This is a genomic window from Enterobacter sp. SST3 (assembly GCF_000286655.1).
GTDB lineage: Bacteria > Pseudomonadota > Gammaproteobacteria > Enterobacterales > Enterobacteriaceae > Enterobacter > Enterobacter roggenkampii.
The window spans coordinates 271,810-294,064 of the sequence record NZ_ALNS01000004.1 but is presented as its reverse complement, the minus strand read 5'-3'; the positions used below and the strand labels follow the sequence as shown (position 1 = coordinate 294,064).

Below are 22,255 nucleotides of genomic sequence, written 5' to 3'. Positions count from 1 at the left end.
GTAGGCCGGGTAAGGCGTAGCCGCCACCCGGCAATTTTTTATCACGCGCTGCAGTACTTCTTCTTAATCACCACCGCGATGGTTCCCACCAGACCCGCCACCAGCAGGAACATCGGCAGCACCATCAGGAAGGTCATCACCTGATCTTCGTGGTGTTTCACGAAGGGGATCATATTCAGCGCGTAGCCGAATGTCGTCACCACGCCAACCCAAAGCAGGGCGCTCAGCCAGTTGAAGAACTGGAAGCGGCGGTTCGACAAACCGGAAATGCCCGCCATCGTCGGCAGAAGGGTGCGAACGAACGCCAGAAAACGTCCGGCCAGCAGCGCAAGCAGGCCGTGCCGGTCAAACATGCAGGTTGCACGCTGATGGTATTTATGGGGTAACTGCGCCAGCCAGCTTTTGACCACGCGCGTGTTGCCGAGCCAGCGGCCCTGCAGATAGCTCAGCCAGCAGCCCAGGCTGGCTGCGGAAGTGAGGATAACCATCGTGGGCGTAAAGTCCATGACGCCTTTGCCGATCAACGCCCCGGCAAGCAAAAGCAGACTGTCACCGGGTAAAAACGAAGCTGGCAGTAATCCATTTTCCAGAAACAGCGTTGCGAACATCACGAAATAGACGACGCCTATGACGTGAGGATCCGCCAGGGCGGCAAAATCATGTTGCCAGAGCGCCGCGATAATATCTTGAATAACAGCCATGGACTTTCCTGTGGAACAGCAGATATAGCGCTATTGTACTCCCTAATTCGCCCGTCGGGTTTGATCCCGGGCGCAACTCATGCAGACTTTTCTGCTTGCGGTGTCCACAAAAGCGTCCAGAGAGTACATTTTCAGCCAGCACTCTACACGATACGCTCGAACCCTGCTGCTAAATCCGCAATCAGATCGTCAACATTTTCTAAACCGATATGCAGTCGTATTAGGGTACCGCTGAAGTCCACTTCACCGCCGGGGCGCAGGGCCGCGATCTGCTCCGGCTGGTTAGCCAGGATCAGGGATTCAAAACCGCCCCAGGAGTAGGCCATGCTGAAGAGGCTAAAATTATCCAGATAGCTTGCCAGCTCGTCATTATTCAGCCGTTTTTTCAGCACAAACGAGAACAAACCGCTGCTGCCCGTAAAGTCACGTTGCCAGAATTCATGCCCCTTACTGCCCGGCAGCGCCGGATGGTTTACGCGCTCAACCTGCGGATGCTGCGCCAGCCATTCGGCCACCTTCAGGCTGCTTTCGTGGTGCTGACGCAGGCGAACGCCCAGCGTGCGGAGTCCGCGGCTGGTCATGTACGCCGTGTCGGCATCCACCATCTGGCCCATCAGATAGGCGTTTTCACGCAGCTGATCCCAGCAGCGCGCGTTGGAAACCGCAGTACCAATCATGCCGTCAGAGTGGCCAATCAGGTATTTCGTCGCCGCCTGGATGGAAATATCAATGTCGAATTCCAGCGCTTTGAACAGCACGCCTGCCGCCCAGGTGTTGTCGATCATAATGATCGCCTCTGGCGCTTTGCTGCGCACGGCCTTGACGATAGCCGGCACGTCGTGAACTTCCATGGTGAGTGACCCCGGCGATTCCAGGAACACAATGCGCGTGTTTGGCTGAATAAGTTCGGCAATACCTTCACCAATCAGCGGGTCGAACCAGCCGGTCGTCACGCCGAGCTTGCTGAGGATTTTGGTACAGAAGTCCTGGCTGGGTTCATAGGCGGTGTTGGTCATCAGGATATGGTCGCCCTGTTCCACAAACGCCAGAATGGTGTTGGCGACCGCCGCCGCGCCGCACGGGAACAGCGCGCAGCCTGCGCCGCCTTCCAGCTCGCACATCGCTTCCTGTAAAGAAAAATGGGTTAGCGTGCCGCGACGGCCATAAAACAGCCCGCCTTTTGCGCGGTTGCGCGTGGCGTTTTTTTTCTCCTCAACGGTGTCAAACACCAGCGAGGAGGCGCGTTGAATCACGCTGTTGACCGATCCCTGAGTATATTTTTTGCTGCGTCCTGCCTGTACCAGCGTGGTATCAAGATGCTTCGTTGTCATGTTCGCTAACCCTGTTTTTATACGTCTGGACGTCCAGACTACCACGATTGGAAAAAACTGCACCCGCAGGCTTATCGAATAAGCAGAAAATATTAGCAAAAAAGCGCATAAGAAATTTTTACTGCGTAAGCGCAAGGAAAGTGAACGAAAATTGCGGCACTATGCAAATACTAATGAGAACTACTATCAATTCGACGATGTTTTGATATTATTACGTTCAGATTTTGTGATTTGCGTCCTGGAGATACAGAGTGGGTAATAATTTGATGCAGGCGGATCTCTCCGTTTGGGGCATGTATCAGCATGCTGACATCGTGGTTAAGATTGTGATGATCGGCCTGATTCTGGCGTCCGTTGTCACCTGGGCTATCTTCTTCAGCAAGAGCGCCGAGCTGCTTTCGCAGAAGCGTCGCCTCAAGCGGGAACAGCAGCAGCTGGCAGAAGCCCGTTCTCTGGATCAGGCCTCAGATATGACCTCATCCTTCCACGCGAAAAGCCTGACCACCCTGCTCGTGAATGAAGCACAGAACGAGCTGGAACTCTCCGCGGGCAGTGAAGATAACGAAGGCGTCAAGGAGCGTACCGGTTTCCGTCTGGAGCGTCGCGTGGCGGCGGTTGGCCGACACATGGGGCGCGGCAATGGTTATCTGGCCACCATCGGCGCGATTTCGCCGTTCATCGGTCTTTTCGGTACGGTCTGGGGCATCATGAACAGCTTTATCGGTATCGCGCAGACCCAAACCACCAACCTGGCGGTCGTTGCGCCGGGTATCGCAGAAGCGCTGCTGGCAACGGCGATTGGTCTGGTCGCAGCGATTCCGGCGGTGGTTATCTACAACATCTTCGCGCGCATGATTGGCAGCTACAAAGCCACCCTCGGTGACGTTGCCGCGCAGGTTCTGCTGCTGCAGAGCCGCGATCTCGACCTGAATGCCAGCGCCGTTAAGCCGGTGCACGCGGCGTCCAAACTGCGCGTAGGTTGATATTATGGCGATGCGTCTAAACGAAAATCTGGACGATAACGGCGAAATGCATGAGATCAACGTGACGCCGTTTATCGACGTCATGCTGGTTCTGCTGATCATCTTCATGGTGGCCGCGCCGCTGGCGACGGTGGACGTGAAGGTGAATCTGCCAGCCTCGTCCAGCCAGCCGCAGCCGCGCCCGGAAAAGCCTGTCTATCTGTCCGTGAAGGCCGATAAATCGATGTTCCTCGGGAACGACCCGGTAACGGCCGACTCTGTTATCCCGGCGCTGGATCAGCTTACCGGCGGTAAAAAAGACACCACGGTCTTCTTCCGTGCGGATAAAACCGTGGATTATGAAACCATGATGAAGGTAATGGACACGCTGCATCAGGCGGGTTATCTGAAGATTGGGCTGGTCGGCGAAGAGAAAGCGGCCGCGAAGTGATAAAGAAGCTGGCGAAAGCCGGCTTTTTTTATGCCTGTTGGGTTTATGCGTTTTTATTTTCCGTCGGTGCGATAGAGGGGGTTGCCAGCGCGTCCTCATCAAGCGCAACGCAGGTGACGTTTGAGGTACGGTACTCGCCGTCTGACAGTTTGCGCGTCAGACGCAGGGTGGCGATCTCTCTGGCAAGAAGATACTGGTAGTTGGCCTCAAGGCGTCCCAGAAGCTTCTCTTTTAGCTCTGGCCGCTGTTCCATGATGGCGTTCATCACGGCACCGTAAATTTCTTCTTTGACCTGCAGCGGATAAATCTCACGGCGATTCTGCCATTTCAGCCGCACCAGCGTCGCCGGGATCGATACCAGGTCCTGTGTAATGCGCGTCATCTCGTCATTTTTTGTGTTTCGCAGCGCGTCGAGATTTTGCTTTAAGATAAATTCATCACTTTTTTTATCATCCAAAGTCAAATAAACGTCGTTATTTTTAACTTCCTTCACGTTAATCCTCCCCCAGGCTATAAAAAATTGGGTTGTTTTTTTCGCGCGTAATTAAGTTAAGCCAAATTTCATTGCCCGCTTCGTTAATTTCTTTGGTTTTTTCGGCCAATATTTGACTTAGTTTCTGGGCATCTATTTCACCTTCGGCCTGCAGATCATTCAGCAGGTGGACAAAAGCTTCAATTTTTATGGCGCGAAATAAGCGGTCTTTTATATGACGATCGTGCTCTTCCAGCAACATATTACGGGATTTGCCGGTACGGGAAACACCAATTAATATATCAGGCTCGAAATCAGAGAGCTTTCTTTTCCCCTGAGTGAAACTGACCTCTTTTTCTGCTTCCGTCGGTTGCTGTTCCACAGGCGTAATGTGGTACTTAGCCGGGACGAGATAGTCGGGCAGCATTTTTAATTTCCTTTAATTTCAACAGGGTGGGGTTGGTAAAGGCGTGAGATTCGTTGACAATATCATGAGGCAAATTTAAAATCAAAAAAAATGGAGCCTACCCATGAACAGCATCTTTTTTACGGTCATCACATTACTATTACTGACCGCTGGTGTGCTTTTATTGATGCAGGAGTTCAATAAAACGAAAGTGTCGAAAGACACCAGTGAACCGCCGCAACCGGAACTCATGACAAAAGAGGAAGGGGAAGACCATTTCTCTGTATTGATGAACTCCGTTACGCCTGTCTGGTACTGGCGGGTGAACCATGAATATATCGACTTTTTACACGCGACAATTAAACGCATGAAAATGTCGGAAATTAATGACACGCCCGGACTGTTTGAAGCACAGCGTCGCTGTAGCGATCTCAATTCAGCCGTGTATAAATATTATGACAATATCAAAAAACGCTGCCTTAACGGCGAGAAGGTCTCTTATTCCGATCTGGACGTATTAAATTTGCGTCAGTGTTTTCGTGAGTTCAGCCTGGAAGCCTACCCGGAGCTGGTGGTGCTGGTCTGGCCGGAATACGCCCGTCCCGAGGTTAACCCCGACAACGTCTGAGTGACCATACTGGTGAGCTATTGCAAACAGTCAGCGCCATTGGGATATACTGGGCGCTGGTTTCTCTTGCAAACAGGACTTTATGGAACGCTTTTTTGAAAATGCCATGTACGCCTCTCGCTGGATACTGGCTCCCGTCTATTTTGGCCTTTCGCTGGCGCTTATCGCGCTGACGATTAAGTTCTTTCAGGAAATCCTGCACGTTCTGCCGAATATCTTTTCCATTGCCGAGGCGGATTTGATTCTGGTTCTGCTGTCGCTGGTGGATATGACCCTGGTGGGCGGGCTGCTGGTAATGGTGATGTTCTCCGGCTACGAGAATTTCGTCTCTCAGCTGGATATCGACGAGCGAAAAGAGAAGCTCAGCTGGTTGGGCAAAATGGATGCCTCGTCGCTGAAGAATAAAGTGGCCGCGTCGATTGTGGCGATCTCTTCTATCCACCTGCTACGCGTGTTTATGGACGCGAAGAACGTGCCGGATAACAAACTGATGTGGTACGTCATTATCCATCTGACGTTTGTGCTGTCTGCGTTTGTGATGGGGTATCTGGATAAGATCAGTAAGAAGTAAAGTACGCCTTACCCCTCACCCTAACCCTCTCCCCAAAGGGGAGAGGGGACTGCTCGGTGCGGTATTATTTATCAGACGACGCCTGCCACAGGTTCAACTCCCATCCGCAACATGCTGGTCAATCCGCTTGAGTTCGTCCTCAGTAAAGCGCAGGTTATCCAGCGCCCGAACGTTCTCCTCAATCTGATCCGGGCGGCTTGCGCCAATCAGCACTGACGTCACGCGCGCATCTTTCAGCAGCCAGCTCAACGCCATCTGCGCCATGGTCTGACCCCGCGCCTGCGCCATTTCACTCAGCAAACGCAGGCTGTTCAGGTTGGCTTCGGTCAGCATTTTTTCGTTCAGACCGCGGACTTTCTTGCCTTCACGCTGCATGCGTGAATCTTCAGGAATACCGTTCAGGTATTTTCCGGTCAGCAGCCCCTGCGCCAGCGGGGTAAAGGCGATGCACCCGGTACCGTTTGCCGCCAGCGCATCCAGTAAACCGGTCTTATCGACCCAGCGGTTAAGCAGGTTATAGGACGGCTGGTGGATCAGCAGGGGGATCTTCCACTCGCGCAGCAGCTCGGCCATTTTTTGCGTGCGCTCGGTTGAGTAGGAGGAAATGCCTACATACAGCGCTTTGCCGCTCTGCACGGCGTGGGCAAGCGCAGAGGCCGTCTCTTCCATCGGCGTGGTTTCATCCACGCGGTGGGAATAGAAAATATCCACGTAGTCGACGCCCAGGCGTTTCAGGCTCTGATCGAGGCTGGCGAGCAGATATTTGCGCGATCCGCCTGAGCCGTATGGCCCGGCCCACATGTCGTAACCCGCCTTGGTGGAGATAACCAGCTCGTCGCGATACGCGGCAAAGTCCTCCCGCAGCAGACGGCCAAAATTCTCTTCCGCGCTGCCTGCTGGCGGGCCGTAGTTGTTGGCAAGGTCGAAATGGGTAATGCCGAGGTCGAAGGCTTTACGCAGCAGCGCCCGCTGGGCATCAAGAGGCTGAATATGGCCGAAGCTATGCCACAGGCCAAGCGACAGCGCGGGCAGGCGAAGGCCGCTTTTGCCACAGTGGCGGTACTGCATGTTCTCGTAGCGGTCAGGGGCAGGGTACCAGGACATGATGTCTCCTTTTCTTATCGATGAATTTTTGAAACGGCGTTTTCATTCTGTCCTTATCAAAACACAAATCCCGGGGAGAAGCGATGGCAGAACTCCCTGCCAGCAATTTTCCCCGGGATGCGTCAGACGTTGAGTCCCGCACTGCCCGATACACGCAGGTCACCGGGCAATCAGACGACAATCAGAAGCTATAGCTCATCCCCGCCTGTACGCTGGCATCGTTATCCACATCGCCAGTACCGACATAGACGCCGGTAGTCAGGGTGAAGTTATGGGCGATGGTGGCGTTGATACCTGCCCCAAAGATGCCCATGGTGTTGTTGTGACCGGAGGTATTGTGATAATCCGCCGCCTGAATGTCGGTGTCATCGCTGAACTCTTTCTGGAAGCGCGCGTCGATCCACGGCATCACCTTCACGTTCTTGTTCAAATCGCGAAGGGTGGTGGTGAGCCTCACGCCCGCGCCGCCGTTCCAGGAAGAGACCTGGCTGTCGGCAAAGGTGACTTCGCTGTCAGAGAAGCCGTTCGCTTTGGTCTGATCCCAGCCAAGAGTGGCGTAGGGTTGCAGCAGCGTTTCGCCTGGCAGCAACACGTTCACCCCGGTGCGAGCCTGCGCCAGATACAGACTGCCATCGGTGGAGCCGTGCAGCGCTTCCGTCATGCCGCTGGTATCGCCCGTCACGTTGTTGGCAGACAGCGAGTAACGCATATCGCCGTAGCTGAAGCTGCCGTCAGCAAACAGACCCCAGGTTCGGCCGTTCAGCGCCTGCTGCCAGCCGCCATACAGGCTGTAGTAGTTACCGTAAACGCTGTCTTTGAAGCTATCCGCGCCGTCGCTGGTGTCCTGCACGCGGCTGCGCGTCCACGCCAGCGCGATACCGCCGGTGACGCTGTCGCCGTTGTCCAGATGCGCCGTCCAGTCTACGCCGCCCTGCGCACCCTGAGTGATGCTTTTGTAGTCGACGTCGTTGCTGAAATTACCGTTCTGATAAAGGAAATCGCCCCAGACCTGCGCACCGTCCTGCTGTTCTCCCAGCAGGTTTGCCAGATGCACCTGGTTCATGTGGTTGCTGATGTCATCCGCTACCTGATGCCCGGCCTGTTCCGCTGCATCCAGGCCGGCTACCAGCCCCTGAACGTCGCTCGCAAGGTTGCCCTTCTGGCTGTTAAATTCAATATTCCAGCTCTGGCTATTATCTGCAGTCAGCTGAGCCTGAGGCGCGCTGTCGGCCGCAACAATATTCAGACTGTTGTTGTAGTTATACGCGCCGCTACGGTTCTCCACGGTCTGGTCGCCGTTGGTAAACGTGGCTGCTGCATAATTCTGCGGCGCACTGCTGCCCGACGTGGTGAAGGTCCCCAGGACTATTCCCTGCTGATTTTGCGCTGACGGCGTAATGCTGTTCACCACCACGGCGTTATTGGCGCCGGTAATATTACCGAAATTCACGTAGCTGTCGGTGCTCATGGTAACCAGCGCATTGCTGCCGGTGGTGTTGGCAATCAGGGTTGAACCGTTTTGCAAACTCCAGCTGGTTGCATCGTTAATTTTATCAATGGCAATGCTGTTATCGCTGGTGGTATTTACCGTTTCAAACTGGCTTATTTGTCCGGATATAGAACTGCCCGCATCCATTGACAGGGTATCGCTGCCGTCACCACCGTTAACATTGCCATTGACATGTGAATCATTGGTCAGGACGACCGTATCATCACCTGCACCCGTTGTAATATCACCGTTGACGGTCGCGTTGTTCTGCAGCGTAATTGTGCTATTGCCCGTACTCTGGCTAGTATTTATCTCGCCATTCACGGTGCTGTTATCCACCAGAACGGAATTTGCGGCGTTACCATCGACGGTCACATTGCCATTTACCACGCTGTTATTGGTCAATGAAATCAGCGTGGTGCCGTTTTCGTTAAAGGCCCCAATGTCGCCGGTGACCGTACTGTTATCCAGCGCCAGCGAATCAGCCTTCGTTCCGTACATCGCGATGGCAACATCGCCAAAGGCATCCAGGTTGATGTCGCTGAAGGGCTTGTATCCGCTCAGTTTTACCGCCAGCGTGTCGATGTTCTGCGCGATTTCGCTCTGCGAGGCATCCACGGAAGCGTTAGTCAGCGTAATATTGGTATCAGATTTATCGCTACCCGCGTAAATACCGCCTTTATCCATCGTGCTGTTGCTGATGGCAATATTTTGTGCACCGGCTCCCGCACTGAGAATACTGCCGTGCAGCATGCTGCCGTCCTCAACGTTGACGGTGTGGTAACCTTTATCCATGGGGTCGAGATAAATGGCGGAACCCATCATATAGGCTTTCTTGCCCTCGTAGCTTCCGGCGTCATTTTCGCCATTCAGCGTGGCGTCATCGATGGTCACCGTCGTATTGGTGGTTGCACCGGTATTGCCCACTTCGATCATATCGACGGTGGCGCCGTTATTCACCGTAATATTAGCCGTCCCCCCGTTGCTGCCCTGAATATAATGGCCGGACATGTCGGTACCAGAAACGGTTAATGACTGGGTATCCCCTGATTCACGGCTTCCATCCATAAAGATATTATTTGCGGTGGTGTCGGCCATAATGGCATTAGTCACGCCGGGATCTTCATAGAAACTATTATCTACATATTTCGTTAAGCCGCAGGTCTGCGATGTCACGCCCGGCTGGCAGGGCGTAGCGGGTGTTACGTTAGCCTGGGCGCCAAATGACGTTAAAGCCACTAATACACATTGCGAAAGCAATGTACGATTCATTAATTTGCGCATTTGAAGTTCTCTGGATGAGTCGAAAATTGTCCGGCTCTTTTTAAATGAATTTATTTAAAATAAGAACTTCCTCAGCAGGTAAGGATGTAATGAAATCTAAAAAAATATCCTGCACAATAATTAGCGTTTAAATAATTAAATCTGATTAATAAATTTAATTTAATTCATGAGCTAAATGCTTTGGAATGATTTGCATACAAATTAAAGGGTTTCTTGACCGGTCGTGCGGTTCTTTGACCGTCTTATTCATCAGGGTATTCATCCTTTCGGGTTGTGAGGTTAATTAACTGTTTGTCTGTTTTACATTTAGACGGCTGCTGAAATATGAAAACATGTATTGAGCAGTCAGATTTTCCCCGCAGTGATTATCCTTTTCCGGCGAACGGCAGGGTAGCGAAGATTTTTATAAAATTACGCGCGAAATAGTATAACTTCGTCAGTTTCTGCCGATAACGAGGGTAAGACTCGCCTCTGGGCGAATTCACCCTCACGGCAAGTAAGACTTATGAATATGCTCCGTAATTTCACGATCCGTTTCGTCATGCTGGCGATTCTCGGGATCTTTTGTTTAATGTGGGCGGGTGTTGGGCTGTACAGCACCTGGTCTCTGTCTCGCGTTTCTGATGGCAACGAGGTGGACCGCCAGCTGGTCAAGCAGATGACGGTGCTCAGCCAGGGCAACGATCAGTATTTCCGCTTTGTGACCCGTCTGAGCCGCGCAATGGAAGTCAAAGCCGCAGGCGGCACGCCGGATCTGGCCTCTGCCCAGCAGGCGCTGGATAACATGGGCAAGAAGCTGGCCGAGATGAAGGCGATCTCCCCAGGCCCAATGGATCCCCAGGTCTCTTCCCGGGTGATCGGTGCCTGGCAGACGCTGCTCGAACAGGGCGTGACGCCGCAAATGCAGCAGGCGAAACTGGGCGCGCTGGACGGCTATCGTCAGCAGGCCAATAACGTCACGCCAACGCTGAGCCGCGCGTTCGGCGCGGCGGCTGAAGAGTTCAACAATGCTGCCGCGAAGTCGCTCGACAGCACCCGCGTGGTGGTGGACGGCCTGACCAGCATGACCCGTACGGTAATTATCGTCGCCACGATCGTCGGTCTGCTGATCCTGCTCTTCACCGACCGTTACCTGGTCGCGATGCTGGTCAAACCGCTCGACCGCATTCGCCAGCAGTTCCGCCAGATTGCTCAGGGCGATCTCAGCCAGCCCATTGAGCCGTTCGGCCGCAACTGCGTGGGACAGCTGGTGCCGCTGCTGAGCGCCATGCAGGACAGCCTGCGCGAGGCGGTCAGCACGATCCGCTCCGGCAGTGAAAATATCTGGCGCGGGGCGACGGAGATTTCCAGCGGTAACAACGATCTCTCCTCCCGTACCGAAGAGCAGGCGGCGGCGCTGGAAGAGACGGCAGCCAGCATGGAACAGCTGACCGCTACGGTGAAACTGAACGCGGAGAGCGCCCGTCAGGCAAGCCAGCTGGCCGATGTGGCCTCAACCACCGCCAGCCGCGGCGGTTCGCTGGTGGAAGAGGTGGTAAGCACCATGAGCGGTATTTCGGAAAGCTCGAAGAAAATTGCTGAAATCACCAACGTCATTAACAGCATTGCCTTCCAGACCAATATTCTGGCACTTAACGCGGCGGTTGAAGCAGCACGCGCGGGCGAACAGGGGCGCGGCTTCGCCGTCGTCGCGGGCGAAGTCCGCAACCTGGCAAGCCGCAGCGCCAACGCGGCGAAAGAGATTGAAGGGCTGATTACCGATTCCGTTTCCCGCGTCGAGCAGGGGGCAAAGCTGGTAAGCGACACGGGGACGACCATGGATGCGATTTTGCGGGACGTGACGGAAGTGACGACCATTATGAAGCAAATCGCCTCTGCCTCTGAGGAGCAGAGTAAGGGCATTTCGCAGGTCGGTATCGCCATTACGCAGATGGACGGCGTCACCCAGCAAAACGCCTCGCTGGTGGAGGAGGTTTCCGCGGCGGCTTCGGCGCTGGAGCGTCAGACCGAAGATCTTCAGCGCTCGGTGCAGAAGTTCCGCCTGACGGCATAACGCAACGTTGTAAGGCCGCCTTGAGCGGCCTTACATTATTAACGCCTTCCCCATTCCGCGTGCTCTGAAACTGCTATTCTTTTGCTAACCCCTGACGTTCTGGACTCTCTTCTACGAGGTGTTGCTATGAACAGATCGTTATCGTTTATCCCTGTCTTTTCTCTCATTTTTCTGACGCTTTTCTCGGTTTCCACCAGCGCGACCCAGCAGGCGCAGGAGCGGCGCGTGGCGCGTGATGTCAGGCAGGAAACCCGCGACGCGTCACGGCAGGTGAAGCAGACCTGCATGGCGAACAATAACCAGAGTAATCACGACTGCCGCCAGGATAAACGTCAGATTAAACAGGCCGGGCGGCAAAAAGCGCGGGATATAAAGTATTAACATAGCAGGCGAGGCGGCATGCGAGCATGTTTCTTGCCGCCTTTTTAAAAAGCGTGAGTCAATATATTTCAAATATTAAAATATTCGCTTGTAACAATATATTTGGCATTTTCTGCACATTCCAGAACATGAAAATTAATATTGTCTTAAGAATTCGCCGACATAATGAATTATCTTCTTGAAGCCGGAAATAATTCAATTTATGAAAAACCGTATTATTTTATTTGCTGCCCTGGCAGGTTTTGCCGTGGTCAATACAGCGATGGCCCAGAGCGTCACGGTCGATGTCCCTGCCGGGTATAAGGTCGTGATTGTTCCGCAGTCAGCCACGGTTCCTGAGGCGGTAAGCGTTGCGCCTGCACCTGTACAAACAACGTATGCCGCCCCTGCTCCGGTCTATCATCCGCGTGCACGCCATGTGGCGAGCGTGGCGGAAGGAATGGTGATTGAGCATCAGTATGACGATCACCATTGATGTATTGCCCGGGTCGCATATCCGGGCCTATTTTGGAGTGGCTCTCACGCTGTTGTGTTTAATCCTGCTGTTGCAATTCGGGATATTGGGTAGCCCGTTGCAGATGCCACTTCGGCGATACGCTTAAATGAGGGATTACCGTTTGGTGAAAGTGATTTGTAGAGTGATTCGCGAGAAATGCCTGCGCGTTTTGCAATGACAGTCATCCCGCCGGAGGCTTCTATAACATGTCGTAAAGCCAGCATGAATGCCTCATAGCCTCCGGGCTCGTCAATTTCAATGAAAGCCTGATGAAGATATACGGGCGCGAAATCCGGAGAATCTTTCAGGAGTTGTACCATTGCGTCATCATGGAGTACTGATTTAGCCATTGCGATTTCCTTTTATATCCTGCGCTTGTAGTCGTTGAGGTACTCAACGGCTCTTTCAATATCTGCACTTTGCTTTTTTTTCGTTCCAGTCAGTAGCACCAGACTCACTGCGCCATCTGCCGGATCGGAGACTTCGCTGAAATAGACACGGTAACCCGGCCCCTGGTTAATTCTGAGCTCTGAAACGCTCTCTCTGCATGGTTTACAATCACCATAGTTACCCGTTGACATTCTGGCGACACGCGTGGCAATCATGGCTTTTGCTATGGGATCTTTCACACTTCTTAGATATGCATCAAAAGGGTCATACCCGTCAGCTGTGATGTAGTGTTTAACCTTAGCCATTATTGTAGCCTGTAGTTTACGATAAGCAAATGCATTGTAATCTTCAGGCTACGACTGGCAATTGTTAACATCGCTGCGACAGAGGGGAAATGCTATTTCGGAAAGCGGCTCGCAAAAATGCGAGATTGGGTGCGGGGTTATTACTGAATAGCCATGAGGCCGGGCACGCGCTGCGACGCCCGGCGAAGTTTATCAGTGCGTCGCTTCACCAATCAGCGCGCCCGTTCCCGCGCCAACGGCTGCACCTTTCAGCACGCTCTTGCCGGTAACCGCCGCGGCGCCTGCGCCCACGGCAGCCCCTACGGCGCCGCCTTTACGCGCGGCTTTACCTTTGTCGCCGTTTTTGAACATGGCACCCGTGCCTGCGCCAACAACGGCACCGCCAACGGTGGATTTCAGATCTTTGCCCGTGGCCGCGCCAATGGCAGCGCCTGCTACCGCGCCAGCGGCGGTTTTATCGATGGCCATTCCCGAGGTGGAAAAAATGAGGGCGCTGATAACCAGCGTTGTTTTAATCAGTTTCATAACAGATCCTTTGTGACTGCTGTCGGTTGATACGTCGCTTCTCACTCTGAGGTGAGAAAAACGCACAGATAGTGCCAGCAATACCGGCTCAACCTTTAGGCCAATCATGCCCTGCGAAAGGATCTCGGTTGCCGGGCGGCGATCCGCCCGGCAGAACATTACGCCTGACGCTTATCTTCCGTATTGGTCTCGAAGTCGCTCGCCGCGTGGCGTTCGTGGAGCTGCTCGTTCAGCTCGCCGCTGGTGCGGTTAACGATGCGTCCGCGCTTAACGGCATGGCGATTCGCCACGTCTTTCGCCCAGCGCTGCACGTTGGTGTACTTTTCTGCGTCGAGGAACTCAGCGGCGTTATACACGCTGCCCAGCGCCACGCAGCCGAACCATGGCCAGATGGCGATATCCGCAATGGTGTACTCCTCACCCGCCACGTAGCGACCGCGCGCCAGCTGTTTATCCAGCACGTCGAACAGGCGTTTAGCTTCCATGGTGAAGCGGTCAATCGCGTACTCAATTTTCACCGGGGCATAGTTATAGAAGTGGCCAAAGCCGCCGCCGAGGAACGGCGCCGCGCCCTGCAGCCAGAACAGCCAGTTCAGCGTCTCGGTGCGTCCCGCCGGATCTTTCGGCAGGAAGTGGCCGAATTTCTCCGCCAGATAGAGCAGGATATTGCCGGATTCAAAGACGCGCGTTGGCGGGTTCGTGGAGTGGTCACGCAGCGCTGGGATTTTCGAGTTCGGGTTCACCTCCACGAAGCCGCTGGAGAACTGGTCGCCCTCGCCGATGCGGATCAACCACGCGTCGTACTCCGCGCCCGTCACGCCCAGCGCCAGCAGCTCTTCGAGCATGATCGTCACTTTCTGGCCGTTCGGTGTGCCCAGCGAGTAGAGCTGCAGCGGGTGAGAGCCGACAGGAAGATCTTTCTCATGGGTCGCGCCGGAAATGGGGCGGTTGATGTTGGCGAACGCGCCGCCGTTGTTCTTTTTCCATTCCCACACTTTGGGTGGCTGATACGTGTTGTCTGACATGTTGGCCTGCCTTTTGAGTGATGTGTTGAGGCAGTGTAGCAGGAGATTTGTGAAGCGTTTAACGTTGTGAGCGCAAGCAATTAACCGCTATTCCTTCTGCTGCTTATATATATCAAATACGGCATAAGCTTAATCGAAAATCGCATTTTCATAATTAATGCGTAAACGGATAAAGCTGCATATGATGCTTCAACATAAATAAAAGATGCAGTCATAAACACTTTATAAGGCAAGGAGTTAGTGAGATGCGCAAGCTTCTGTTATCGGCAGTGGTTGTTTCGCTCGCGTTAGGCCTGGCGGGCTGTGATGATGCGAAAAATAAAGAGACAAATACGCCCTCAGCGGCAAAAAGCGATGCGCCAAAAGCGGGCGGTTCGCTGATTATCGGTATTACCTCCGGCGACCCGTTAGCTGTAAATCCGCTCTACGCCAGCGACCGTACCACGTTGACGATCATGCAGGCGCTCTATGCCCCGCTCTATAGCTTCAATAACGGTAAGATCGAATGGGGCCTGGCGGAAAGCCTGACGCCCTCCGCCGACAACCTGAGCTACACCCTGACGTTAAAACCCAACCTGAAATGGCAGGACGGCCAGCCGCTGACGGCGGACGACGTGGTCTTCACCTTCAATAAGCTGCTGGATGCCAAACAGCACAGCTTCTTCCGCAGCATGTTCACCTACGGCGATAAGCCGGTACAGGTAAGCAAGGTTGACGACCGCACCGTTAAGTTCACCTTACCGCAGGTCAGCGCGGCCTTTACCGGCACGCTGGTACAGATCTACCCGATCCCGCAGCACGTGTTCGCCGGCGAAGGCGACCTGGAAAAGAGCAGCAAAAACGATGCACCGGTCGGCTCCGGGCCGTTCAAATTTAAAGAGTACCGCGCCGGACAATATTATGCCCTGACCCGTTTTGACGATTACTGGAACGGCAAAGCGAAGCTAGATTCGGTGACCTACCGTTTCGCCAAAGACAGTAACGCCGCCAACCTTGCGCTGCAAAACGGTGAAATCAACCTCAAGATGGTTGACCCGCAGGATGTGAACCGCCTGAAAAATACCGGTAAGTTTGACTTCGTGGTCTATCCGGAAGGCCGTCTGGCCTATATGACGTTCAACCAGAACGTGCCGGTAATGAAGAGCAAAGAATTGCGTCAGGCCATTGCGTACGCCATCAACAAAGACGAGCTGACCCAGACCGCCTTTACCTCGCTGGACTACGCCAAACCGGCGACGTCCTTCCTGACGCCCGATACGCTTTACAAGACGGATGACGTCGAGCAATACACATTCGACCTGCAAAAAGCTAAAGAGCGGCTTAAAGCGTCCGGCGCGCCGGACAACCTCAAGCTGCGCCTGGCGTATGTGAATACCAACAAAACCCAGGAGAGCATGGCGCTCTACATTCAGCAGGCGCTGAAGGGCATTGGGGTGAACGTGGAGCTGATGCCGCTGGACTCCAACGCCATGTCTCAGCGCAGCCTCGATATGAACAACACCGCGTGGGAGCTGAACCTGGGCGGCTACATCATGGGCTCAGAGCCGGACGGCTACAAATCGCTGTTCATGAGCAACGAAGCCTATAACTACGCGCACTACAAAAATCCGCAGTTTGATGCCCTGTGGGATAAAGGCGCCGTGGAAACCGACGCCGCAAAACGTGCCGATATCTACAAGCAAATTCAGCAGACCGTGGCGAATGACATGACGTACTACCCGATCGCCTATACCAATGCGACCGTCGCGGTGGACAAGCGTTTTGGCGGTACCGAGGAAGCGGAGCCGAAACCGGTCTATCTGTTCCAGGATCTGTCAAAAATCTATCAGAAATAAGCGATTGCCCCGGCCGTCGGGTCGGGGCCTTGGTAAGGGCACGTCGTGAACACACTTCTCACGCGTCGGCTGCTGCAGCTGCTGCCGATGCTGTTCTTTATTTCGCTGGTGGCGTTTTTGCTGGTCAAGCTCGCGCCCGGCGATCCGGTGGCGGCGTACATCACGCCGCGCATGGCTCCGGAAGATATCGAACGTATTCGCCAGAGCCTGGGGCTGGATAAGCCGCTGGTCACGCAGTACGTCCTGTGGCTGAAAAACGTCCTGCAGGGCGATCTCGGCTATTCGCTGATTTACCACCGCCCGGTGCTCGAGATGATCGGCGAACGCATTCCGGCCACGCTGGGGCTGATGGGCGCGTCGCTGCTGCTGGCGATCGTGCTGGCCATCCCGCTCGGCCTGCTGGCGGGGGCATTTAAGCACCGCTGGCTGGATCACCTGCTGAACCTGTTCGCCTATATCGGCATCTCGGTGCCGATTTTCTGGTTCGGCATTTTGCTCATCACCGTTTTTGCCGTGCAGCTTAACTGGTTCCCCAGCATGGGAATGCGCACCATCGGCATGGAAGATAACGCGCTGGACGTGCTGCGTCATGGCGTGCTGCCGTGTATTGCCCTCACGTTCTACAACCTCTCCAGCTACGTGCGCTACATCCGCTCCAACACCATCTCGCAGCTCTCTGCCGACTATGTGCAGACCCAGCTGGCTTACGGCGCCACGCGTTCCAGCATTCTGTTCCGCCACGTGCTGAAAAACGTGCTGCTGCCGGTGATCACCCTGTTCGGATTGTCGTTCGGCGAGCTGATTGTGGGGGCCTACGTGACGGAAAGCGTCTTCTCCTGGCCGGGGATGGGGCTGCTCGGGATCCAGTCGATTGCTTCGCTGGACTACCCGCTGATCATGGCGATCATCATGCTCTCGTCGATGATGCTGATCGTCGGTAACCTGATCGCCGATCTGCTTTATCGCTTCGCCGATCCCCGCATTCGTACGCTGAGGTAACCCGCATGAGCAGACGCTGGCAGCAGGTTCGTCACCAGCTGCGCCGCAACCGTCCGGCGCAGTTCTCCCTGTTTGTGCTTTTTATATTTGTTATCGCCGCGCTCTGTGCCGGGTTAAGTCCCTACGATCCGGATCGGATGGCGCTCGGCGCACGTACGCTGCCGCCGGATGCCGCACACTGGTTCGGCACCGACGAGTACGGGCGCGACTACTTCACCCGCGCGCTGTATGGCGGGCAGATCTCCCTGATGGTCGGTTTTCTCGCCATGCTCTTTTCCACGCTTATCGGTACGGTGGTGGGAACGGTGAGCGGCTACTTTGGCGGCTGGCTGGACAACCTGATGATGCGCGCCGTGGATATCCTGATGGCCATTCCGGCCTTCTTCCTGCTGCTGGTGGTGAATGCGTACCTCAAGCCGGGCGTGGATAACATCATTCTGATCATCAGCCTGCTGACGTGGATGAACATGTCGCGGCTGGTGCGCGCAGAAACCCTGTCGGTGAAAGAGCGCGAGTATGTGCTTTATGCCCGCGCGTCGGGGGAACACCCGCTGCGCATTATCGTGCGCCACATTATTCCCGGCGTGCTGCCGACCATTATCGTGGCCGCCACGCTCAATATCGCCTCGGCCATTCTGATGGAGTCGACGCTCAGCTTCTTAGGGCTGGGCGTACAGGCACCGGCGGCGTCGTGGGGAAGCATGCTCAACAACGCCCAGTCTTATATTGGCGAAGCGTCGTGGCTGGCGATGTTCCCCGGCATTCTGATCCTGCTGACGGTGTTCAGCTTTAACGTGCTGGGCGATGTGTTCCGTACCGCCTTTGAGCCAGGAGCGAATCGCGATGAGTAGCTTATTAGCGCTGGAGAATCTGCAAACCACCTTCCGCACCCGCGAGGGCGAGGTTCACGCGGTGCGCGGCGTGAGCTTTCAGGTGCAGCCGGGGGAACTCGTCGGCATCGTCGGCGAGTCGGGCTGCGGGAAAAGCGTCACCTGTAAGTCCATCATTCAGCTTCTGGGGAGCAACGGACGGATAACCGGCGGCAGCATTCGCTTCCAGAATGACGATCTGGCGCAGAAAACGCCCGCGCAGATGCGCGCCATTCGCGGCAACGAGATCGCGATGATTTTCCAGGATCCAATGACCGCCCTGAATCCGGTGCTGACCATCGGCAAACAGATGGCAGAGATCCTGATGCGCAATAAAGGGCTCACCAAAAGAGCGGCCAAAGCGGCGGCGATCGCCATGCTGGAACAGGTGGGCATTGCCGAGGCGGAACGCCGATACGATCAGTATCCCCACGAGTTCAGCGGCGGGATGCGCCAGCGGGTGATGATCGCCATTGCGCTCTCCTGCAACCCGAAGCTGCTTATTGCCGATGAGCCGACCACCGCGCTGGACGTTACCATTCAGGCGCAGATCCTGCGTCTGCTGAAAAGCCTGCAACAGCAGACCCAAACCGCGATTCTGCTGATCACCCACGATCTCGGCGTGGTGGCGCAGGTCTGCAGCCGCGTGGTGGTGATGTACGGCGGGCTGGTGATGGAGGAGGGGAGCGTGGAGGACATTTTTTATCGCCCTGCGCATCCTTATACCCAGGGGCTGCTGGCCTCGCTGCCGCGCCCGGATGAGGTCAACCAACGTTTATCGCCCATTGAAGGCGCGCCGCCTGGCCTGCTTAACCCGCCGCCGGGCTGTCCGTTCGCCGAACGCTGCCCGAAACGCATGCCCCAGTGTGAACGGCAGCCCGCTTTTTACGCCATGGGTGAAGGCCATCGCGCCGCCTGCTGGCTATGGGCCGATAAGGAGATTCAGGCATGAGTGAACAACAGGCCCCTTTAGTAAGCGTGCGAGATCTGCGCAAACACTATCCGCTTAACGGCGGTTTGCTGCGTAAAGGCGCGGCGGTGAAGGCGGTTGATGGCGTGAGTTTTGATATCCAGCCCGGCGAGACGTTTGGCCTGGTGGGCGAGTCCGGCTGCGGGAAATCCACCCTCGGGCGCGCCATCCTGCGCCTTTTCGATATCACCGCGGGCGAAATCCACTTTGCCGGACAGGCGATTGCCCATGCCCGCGAAAAAGAGCTCAAGCCGCTGCGTAAGCGGATGCAGGCGATTTTTCAGGACCCTTACTCCTCGCTCAACCCCGGTATGACCGTGCGACAGCTGGTGGCCGAGCCGATGCAGATCCACGGCTACAGCCGTGAAGAACAGCGCGAACGGACGGAAACGCTGCTCTACAAAGTGGGGCTTAAGCAGGAACACCTTGAGCGGTTTCCGCATGAGTTCAGCGGCGGGCAGCGCCAGCGCATCAGTATTGCCCGCGCGTTGTCCGTGCGTCCTGAATTTGTGCTGTGCGATGAGCCGCTCTCGGCGCTGGACGTCTCGGTGCAGGCGCAGGTGGTGAATATTCTGCAGGACCTGCAGCAGGAGCTGGGGCTGACCTATCTGTTCATCGCCCACGATCTCTCGATGGTGCGCCATATCTCCAGCCGCATTGGGGTGATGTACCTCGGTAAGCTGGTGGAGGTGGCCCCGGCGAATGAGCTGTATCAGCGTCCGGCGCACCCTTATACCCGCGCGCTGCTGGCGGCGGTTCCCCAGCCCGACCCGCGGATTCGCAACCTCGAAGACGCAACCCTGCGCGGCGAAATGCCCGGCCCTACGTCCGCGCTGCCGGGCTGTAAGTTCTGCAGCCGCTGCTCACACGCCATGCCGGTTTGCCAGACGCAGGAGCCTGCCATGCAGGAGATCGCGCCAGGGCATTTCGCGGCGTGCTGGCTGTTTAAGATGTGAGCCTTAAACGTGTCGGGTGGCGCTTCGCTTACCCGACCTACAGGGTTTTGCGTTTTGTCGGCCGGGTAAGGCGAATTATTTACCACGCAGGTGTATGATAAACGCTCCTCTGTCAGGTTAATTACAACGTGCAGACGACGACAACCCATAAAAATTGCCGCCTGCCTGTTTTAGGTTGGATACATGCGTAAAGGAACGTTAAGCAGTGATGCGCCATTCGGGACATTGTTAGGCTATGCGCCCGGTGGCGTGGCGATTTACTCTTCAAATTACGGCAGTCTGGACCCGCGAAACTATCCGGAAGATGCGGATTTCCGCAGCTACATCGGCAACGAATACATGGGCCACAAGTGGCAGTGCGTTGAGTTTGCCCGCCGTTTCCTGTTCCTCAACTATGGCTTCGTGTTTACCGACGTCGGTATGGCGTGGGAAATTTTCTCCCTGCGCTTTTTGCGTCAGGTGGTGAACGATAACATTCTGCCCCTTCAGGCTTTTGCCAACGGCTCAAAACGCGCGCCGCGCGCCGGGGCGCTGCTGATCTGGCAAAAGGGCGGCGAGTTTCACGAGACCGGCCACGTGGCGGTGATCACCCAGCTTCTGGACGATAAGGTGCGTATCGCCGAGCAGAACGTCATTCACTCTCCGCTGCCGCTCGGGCAGCAGTGGACGCGCGAGCTGCGCCTGAGCGTGGAGAACGGGTGTTACACCCTCCACGACACCTTCAGCGACACGGAAATTCTCGGCTGGATGATCCAGACCGACGACACAGAACACAGCATTTCGCAGCCGGAAATCGACGGCGAACTGCTGAAAATCAGCGGCGCGCGGCTGAAAAACACACGTCAGTTCGACGGGAAATGGCTCAACGAAAATGACGCGCTGCAGCAGGCGTATATTCGCGCCAACGGTCACGTGATCAACAAAGATCCCTGCCAGTACTTCACCATTACCGAAAGCGCCGAGCAGGAGCTGATCAAAGCCACCAACGAGCTGCACCTGATGTACCTGCACGCCACGGACAAGGTGCTGAGAGACGACAGCCTGCTGGCGCTTTTCGACATCCCGAAAATCCTCTGGCCGCGCCTGCGCCTCTCCTGGCAGTGGCGTCGTCACCATATGATCACCGGTCGTATGGATTTCTGCATGGATGAGCGCGGCATCAAGGTCTACGAGTACAATGCCGACTCCGCCTCCTGCCATACCGAGGGCGGGCTGATTCTCGAAGAGTGGGTCAAAAACGGCTATCGCGGCAACGGGCATAACCCGGCAGAAGGCCTGCTGGAAGAGCTGACCGGGGCGTGGAAACACAGCCACGCCCGGCCGTTCGTCCACATCATGCAGGACAACGATGTCGAAGAGGACTATCACGCGCTCTTTATCCAGCGTTCTCTGCTGCAGGCCGGGTTCGAGACCAAAATCCTCCACGGGCTGGGGGCGCTCAGCTGGGATGCCGCCGGACAGCTGATTGATGACGAAGGCCGCCACGTCAACTGCGTGTGGAAAACCTGGGCGTGGGAGACGGCGATTGAGCAGATCCGCGAGGTCAGCGAAACCGAATACGCGGCGGTGCCGATCCGCACCGGACATCCTGAAGGCGAAGTGCGCCTGATTGACGTCCTGTTGCGCCCGGAGGTGCTGGTCTTTGAACCTCTATGGACCGTTATTCCCGGCAACAAGGCGATTCTCCCGGTGCTGTGGCAACTGTTCCCGAACCACCGTTACCTGCTCGACACCGATTTTGAGGTCAACGATCTGCTGAAGCAGACCGGATACGCCGTTAAGCCGATTGCCGGACGCTGCGGCAGCAATATCGATCTGATCAGCGCCCAGGACGAGCTGCTGGATAAATCCAGCGGCAAGTTTGTTGACCGTAAAAACATCTACCAGCAGCTGTGGTGCCTGCCGAAGGTCGACGGCAAGTACATACAGGTCTGTACCTTTACCGTGGGCGGGAACTACGGTGGGACCTGCCTGCGCGGCGATGACTCGCTGGTGGTGAAGAAAGAGAGCGATATTGAGCCGCTGATCGTGGTTAAAGATAAGTAGCTCTTA

22 protein-coding genes and 1 pseudogene are annotated in these 22,255 nt (G+C 55.5%); 13 read left to right on the top strand and 10 right to left on the bottom strand.

The window, feature by feature from the left end:
* Window positions 1–41: 41 nt before the first annotated feature.
* Together yghB and metC are read right to left on the bottom strand one after the other, a co-directional pair.
* A complete protein-coding gene (gene yghB / locus B498_RS18550; RefSeq protein WP_008499812.1) occupies window positions 42–701 on the bottom strand; it encodes a DedA family general envelope maintenance protein YghB in 660 nt (219 codons plus the stop codon).
* Window positions 702–844: 143 nt separating this feature from the next.
* A complete protein-coding gene (gene metC / locus B498_RS18555; protein WP_008499811.1) occupies window positions 845–2,032 on the bottom strand; it encodes a cystathionine beta-lyase in 1,188 nt (395 codons plus the stop codon).
* Between the two features lie 251 nt (window positions 2,033–2,283).
* Between metC and exbB the strand changes: the two genes are divergently transcribed.
* Entirely contained in the window at window positions 2,284–3,015 is a 732-nt protein-coding gene (gene exbB / locus B498_RS18560; protein ID WP_008499810.1) for a tol-pal system-associated acyl-CoA thioesterase, read from the top strand.
* 4 nt (window positions 3,016–3,019) lie between these two features.
* A complete protein-coding gene (exbD, locus tag B498_RS18565) occupies window positions 3,020–3,445 on the top strand; it encodes a TonB system transport protein ExbD (protein WP_008499809.1) in 426 nt (141 codons plus the stop codon).
* Between the two features lie 43 nt (window positions 3,446–3,488).
* On the opposite strand, the gene B498_RS18570 is transcribed toward exbD, so the two are convergent.
* Both B498_RS18570 and B498_RS18575 read right to left on the bottom strand, forming a co-directional pair.
* The gene (locus B498_RS18570) at window positions 3,489–3,938 is read right to left on the bottom strand and encodes a hypothetical protein (protein ID WP_008499808.1); all 450 of its coding nucleotides are present in this window, start codon (window positions 3,936–3,938) and stop codon (window positions 3,489–3,491) included.
* Window position 3,939: 1 nt separating this feature from the next.
* Window positions 3,940–4,344 (bottom strand): hypothetical protein, encoded by a 405-nt coding sequence (locus tag B498_RS18575; RefSeq protein ID WP_008499807.1) that lies wholly within the window; start codon window positions 4,342–4,344, stop codon window positions 3,940–3,942.
* A gap of 103 nt (window positions 4,345–4,447) precedes the next feature.
* Between B498_RS18575 and B498_RS18580 the strand changes: the two genes are divergently transcribed.
* Together B498_RS18580 and B498_RS18585 are read left to right on the top strand one after the other, a co-directional pair.
* On the top strand, window positions 4,448–4,951 hold the full coding sequence (locus tag B498_RS18580) for an ESA_00282 family adhesion-associated protein (protein WP_008499806.1): 504 nt from the start codon (window positions 4,448–4,450) through the stop codon (window positions 4,949–4,951).
* A gap of 82 nt (window positions 4,952–5,033) precedes the next feature.
* Complete coding sequence (locus tag B498_RS18585) at window positions 5,034–5,522, top strand: TIGR00645 family protein (protein WP_008499805.1); 489 nt, start codon at window positions 5,034–5,036, stop codon at window positions 5,520–5,522.
* Between the two features lie 64 nt (window positions 5,523–5,586).
* On the opposite strand, the pseudogene B498_RS18590 reads toward B498_RS18585, so the two are convergent.
* Window positions 5,587–6,626: pseudogene (locus B498_RS18590) on the bottom strand (aldo/keto reductase).
* A gap of 181 nt (window positions 6,627–6,807) precedes the next feature.
* Window positions 6,808–9,354: an autotransporter outer membrane beta-barrel domain-containing protein gene (locus B498_RS18595; RefSeq protein ID WP_223825737.1), complete on the bottom strand. Its 2,547-nt coding sequence runs from the start codon at window positions 9,352–9,354 to the stop codon at window positions 6,808–6,810.
* Between the two features lie 550 nt (window positions 9,355–9,904).
* Here B498_RS18595 and B498_RS18600 point away from each other — a divergent pair.
* The 3 genes from B498_RS18600 to B498_RS18610 all read left to right on the top strand — a co-directional run bounded on the left by B498_RS18600 (window position 9,905) and on the right by B498_RS18610 (window position 12,308).
* Window positions 9,905–11,452 carry a methyl-accepting chemotaxis protein gene (locus tag B498_RS18600; RefSeq protein ID WP_008499802.1) on the top strand — a complete coding sequence of 516 codons (1,548 nt, stop codon included), beginning with the start codon at window positions 9,905–9,907 and terminating at the stop codon, window positions 11,450–11,452.
* 126 nt (window positions 11,453–11,578) lie between these two features.
* Window positions 11,579–11,833, top strand: coding sequence for a hypothetical protein (locus B498_RS18605; RefSeq protein WP_008499801.1), 255 nt, complete (start codon window positions 11,579–11,581; stop codon window positions 11,831–11,833).
* Window positions 11,834–12,035: 202 nt separating this feature from the next.
* Entirely contained in the window at window positions 12,036–12,308 is a 273-nt protein-coding gene (locus tag B498_RS18610; RefSeq protein ID WP_008499800.1) for a hypothetical protein, read from the top strand.
* A gap of 44 nt (window positions 12,309–12,352) precedes the next feature.
* Here B498_RS18610 and B498_RS18615 read toward each other — a convergent pair whose 3' ends face one another.
* The 4 genes from B498_RS18615 to yghU form a co-directional block, all read right to left on the bottom strand.
* Window positions 12,353–12,679 (bottom strand): DNA-binding protein, encoded by a 327-nt coding sequence (locus tag B498_RS18615; RefSeq protein WP_008499799.1) that lies wholly within the window; start codon window positions 12,677–12,679, stop codon window positions 12,353–12,355.
* A 12-nt stretch (window positions 12,680–12,691) separates the two neighbouring features.
* Window positions 12,692–13,024 (bottom strand): type II toxin-antitoxin system RelE/ParE family toxin, encoded by a 333-nt coding sequence (locus B498_RS18620; RefSeq protein ID WP_008499798.1) that lies wholly within the window; start codon window positions 13,022–13,024, stop codon window positions 12,692–12,694.
* A 192-nt stretch (window positions 13,025–13,216) separates the two neighbouring features.
* Window positions 13,217–13,549: a glycine zipper domain-containing protein gene (locus B498_RS18625; RefSeq protein ID WP_008499797.1), complete on the bottom strand. Its 333-nt coding sequence runs from the start codon at window positions 13,547–13,549 to the stop codon at window positions 13,217–13,219.
* Window positions 13,550–13,707: 158 nt separating this feature from the next.
* The gene (gene yghU / locus B498_RS18630; RefSeq protein WP_008499796.1) at window positions 13,708–14,574 is read right to left on the bottom strand and encodes a glutathione-dependent disulfide-bond oxidoreductase; all 867 of its coding nucleotides are present in this window, start codon (window positions 14,572–14,574) and stop codon (window positions 13,708–13,710) included.
* A gap of 245 nt (window positions 14,575–14,819) precedes the next feature.
* Between yghU and B498_RS18635 the strand changes: the two genes are divergently transcribed.
* The 6 genes from B498_RS18635 to gss all read left to right on the top strand — a co-directional run bounded on the left by B498_RS18635 (window position 14,820) and on the right by gss (window position 22,249).
* Window positions 14,820–16,409, top strand: a complete 1,590-nt coding sequence (locus B498_RS18635) for an ABC transporter substrate-binding protein (RefSeq protein ID WP_008499795.1) — start codon at window positions 14,820–14,822, stop codon at window positions 16,407–16,409.
* A gap of 45 nt (window positions 16,410–16,454) precedes the next feature.
* Entirely contained in the window at window positions 16,455–17,408 is a 954-nt protein-coding gene (locus B498_RS18640) for an ABC transporter permease (RefSeq protein ID WP_008499794.1), read from the top strand.
* A 5-nt stretch (window positions 17,409–17,413) separates the two neighbouring features.
* Entirely contained in the window at window positions 17,414–18,259 is an 846-nt protein-coding gene (locus tag B498_RS18645) for an ABC transporter permease (protein ID WP_008499793.1), read from the top strand.
* Complete coding sequence (locus B498_RS18650; RefSeq protein ID WP_008499792.1) at window positions 18,252–19,229, top strand: ABC transporter ATP-binding protein; 978 nt, start codon at window positions 18,252–18,254, stop codon at window positions 19,227–19,229. Before B498_RS18645 ends, B498_RS18650 begins: the two co-directional genes overlap by 8 nt.
* The gene (locus B498_RS18655; RefSeq protein ID WP_008499791.1) at window positions 19,226–20,203 is read left to right on the top strand and encodes an ABC transporter ATP-binding protein; all 978 of its coding nucleotides are present in this window, start codon (window positions 19,226–19,228) and stop codon (window positions 20,201–20,203) included. Before B498_RS18650 ends, B498_RS18655 begins: the two co-directional genes overlap by 4 nt.
* 183 nt (window positions 20,204–20,386) lie before the next feature.
* Entirely contained in the window at window positions 20,387–22,249 is a 1,863-nt protein-coding gene (gene gss / locus B498_RS18660) for a bifunctional glutathionylspermidine amidase/synthase (RefSeq protein WP_008499790.1), read from the top strand.
* Window positions 22,250–22,255 lie beyond the last annotated feature (6 nt).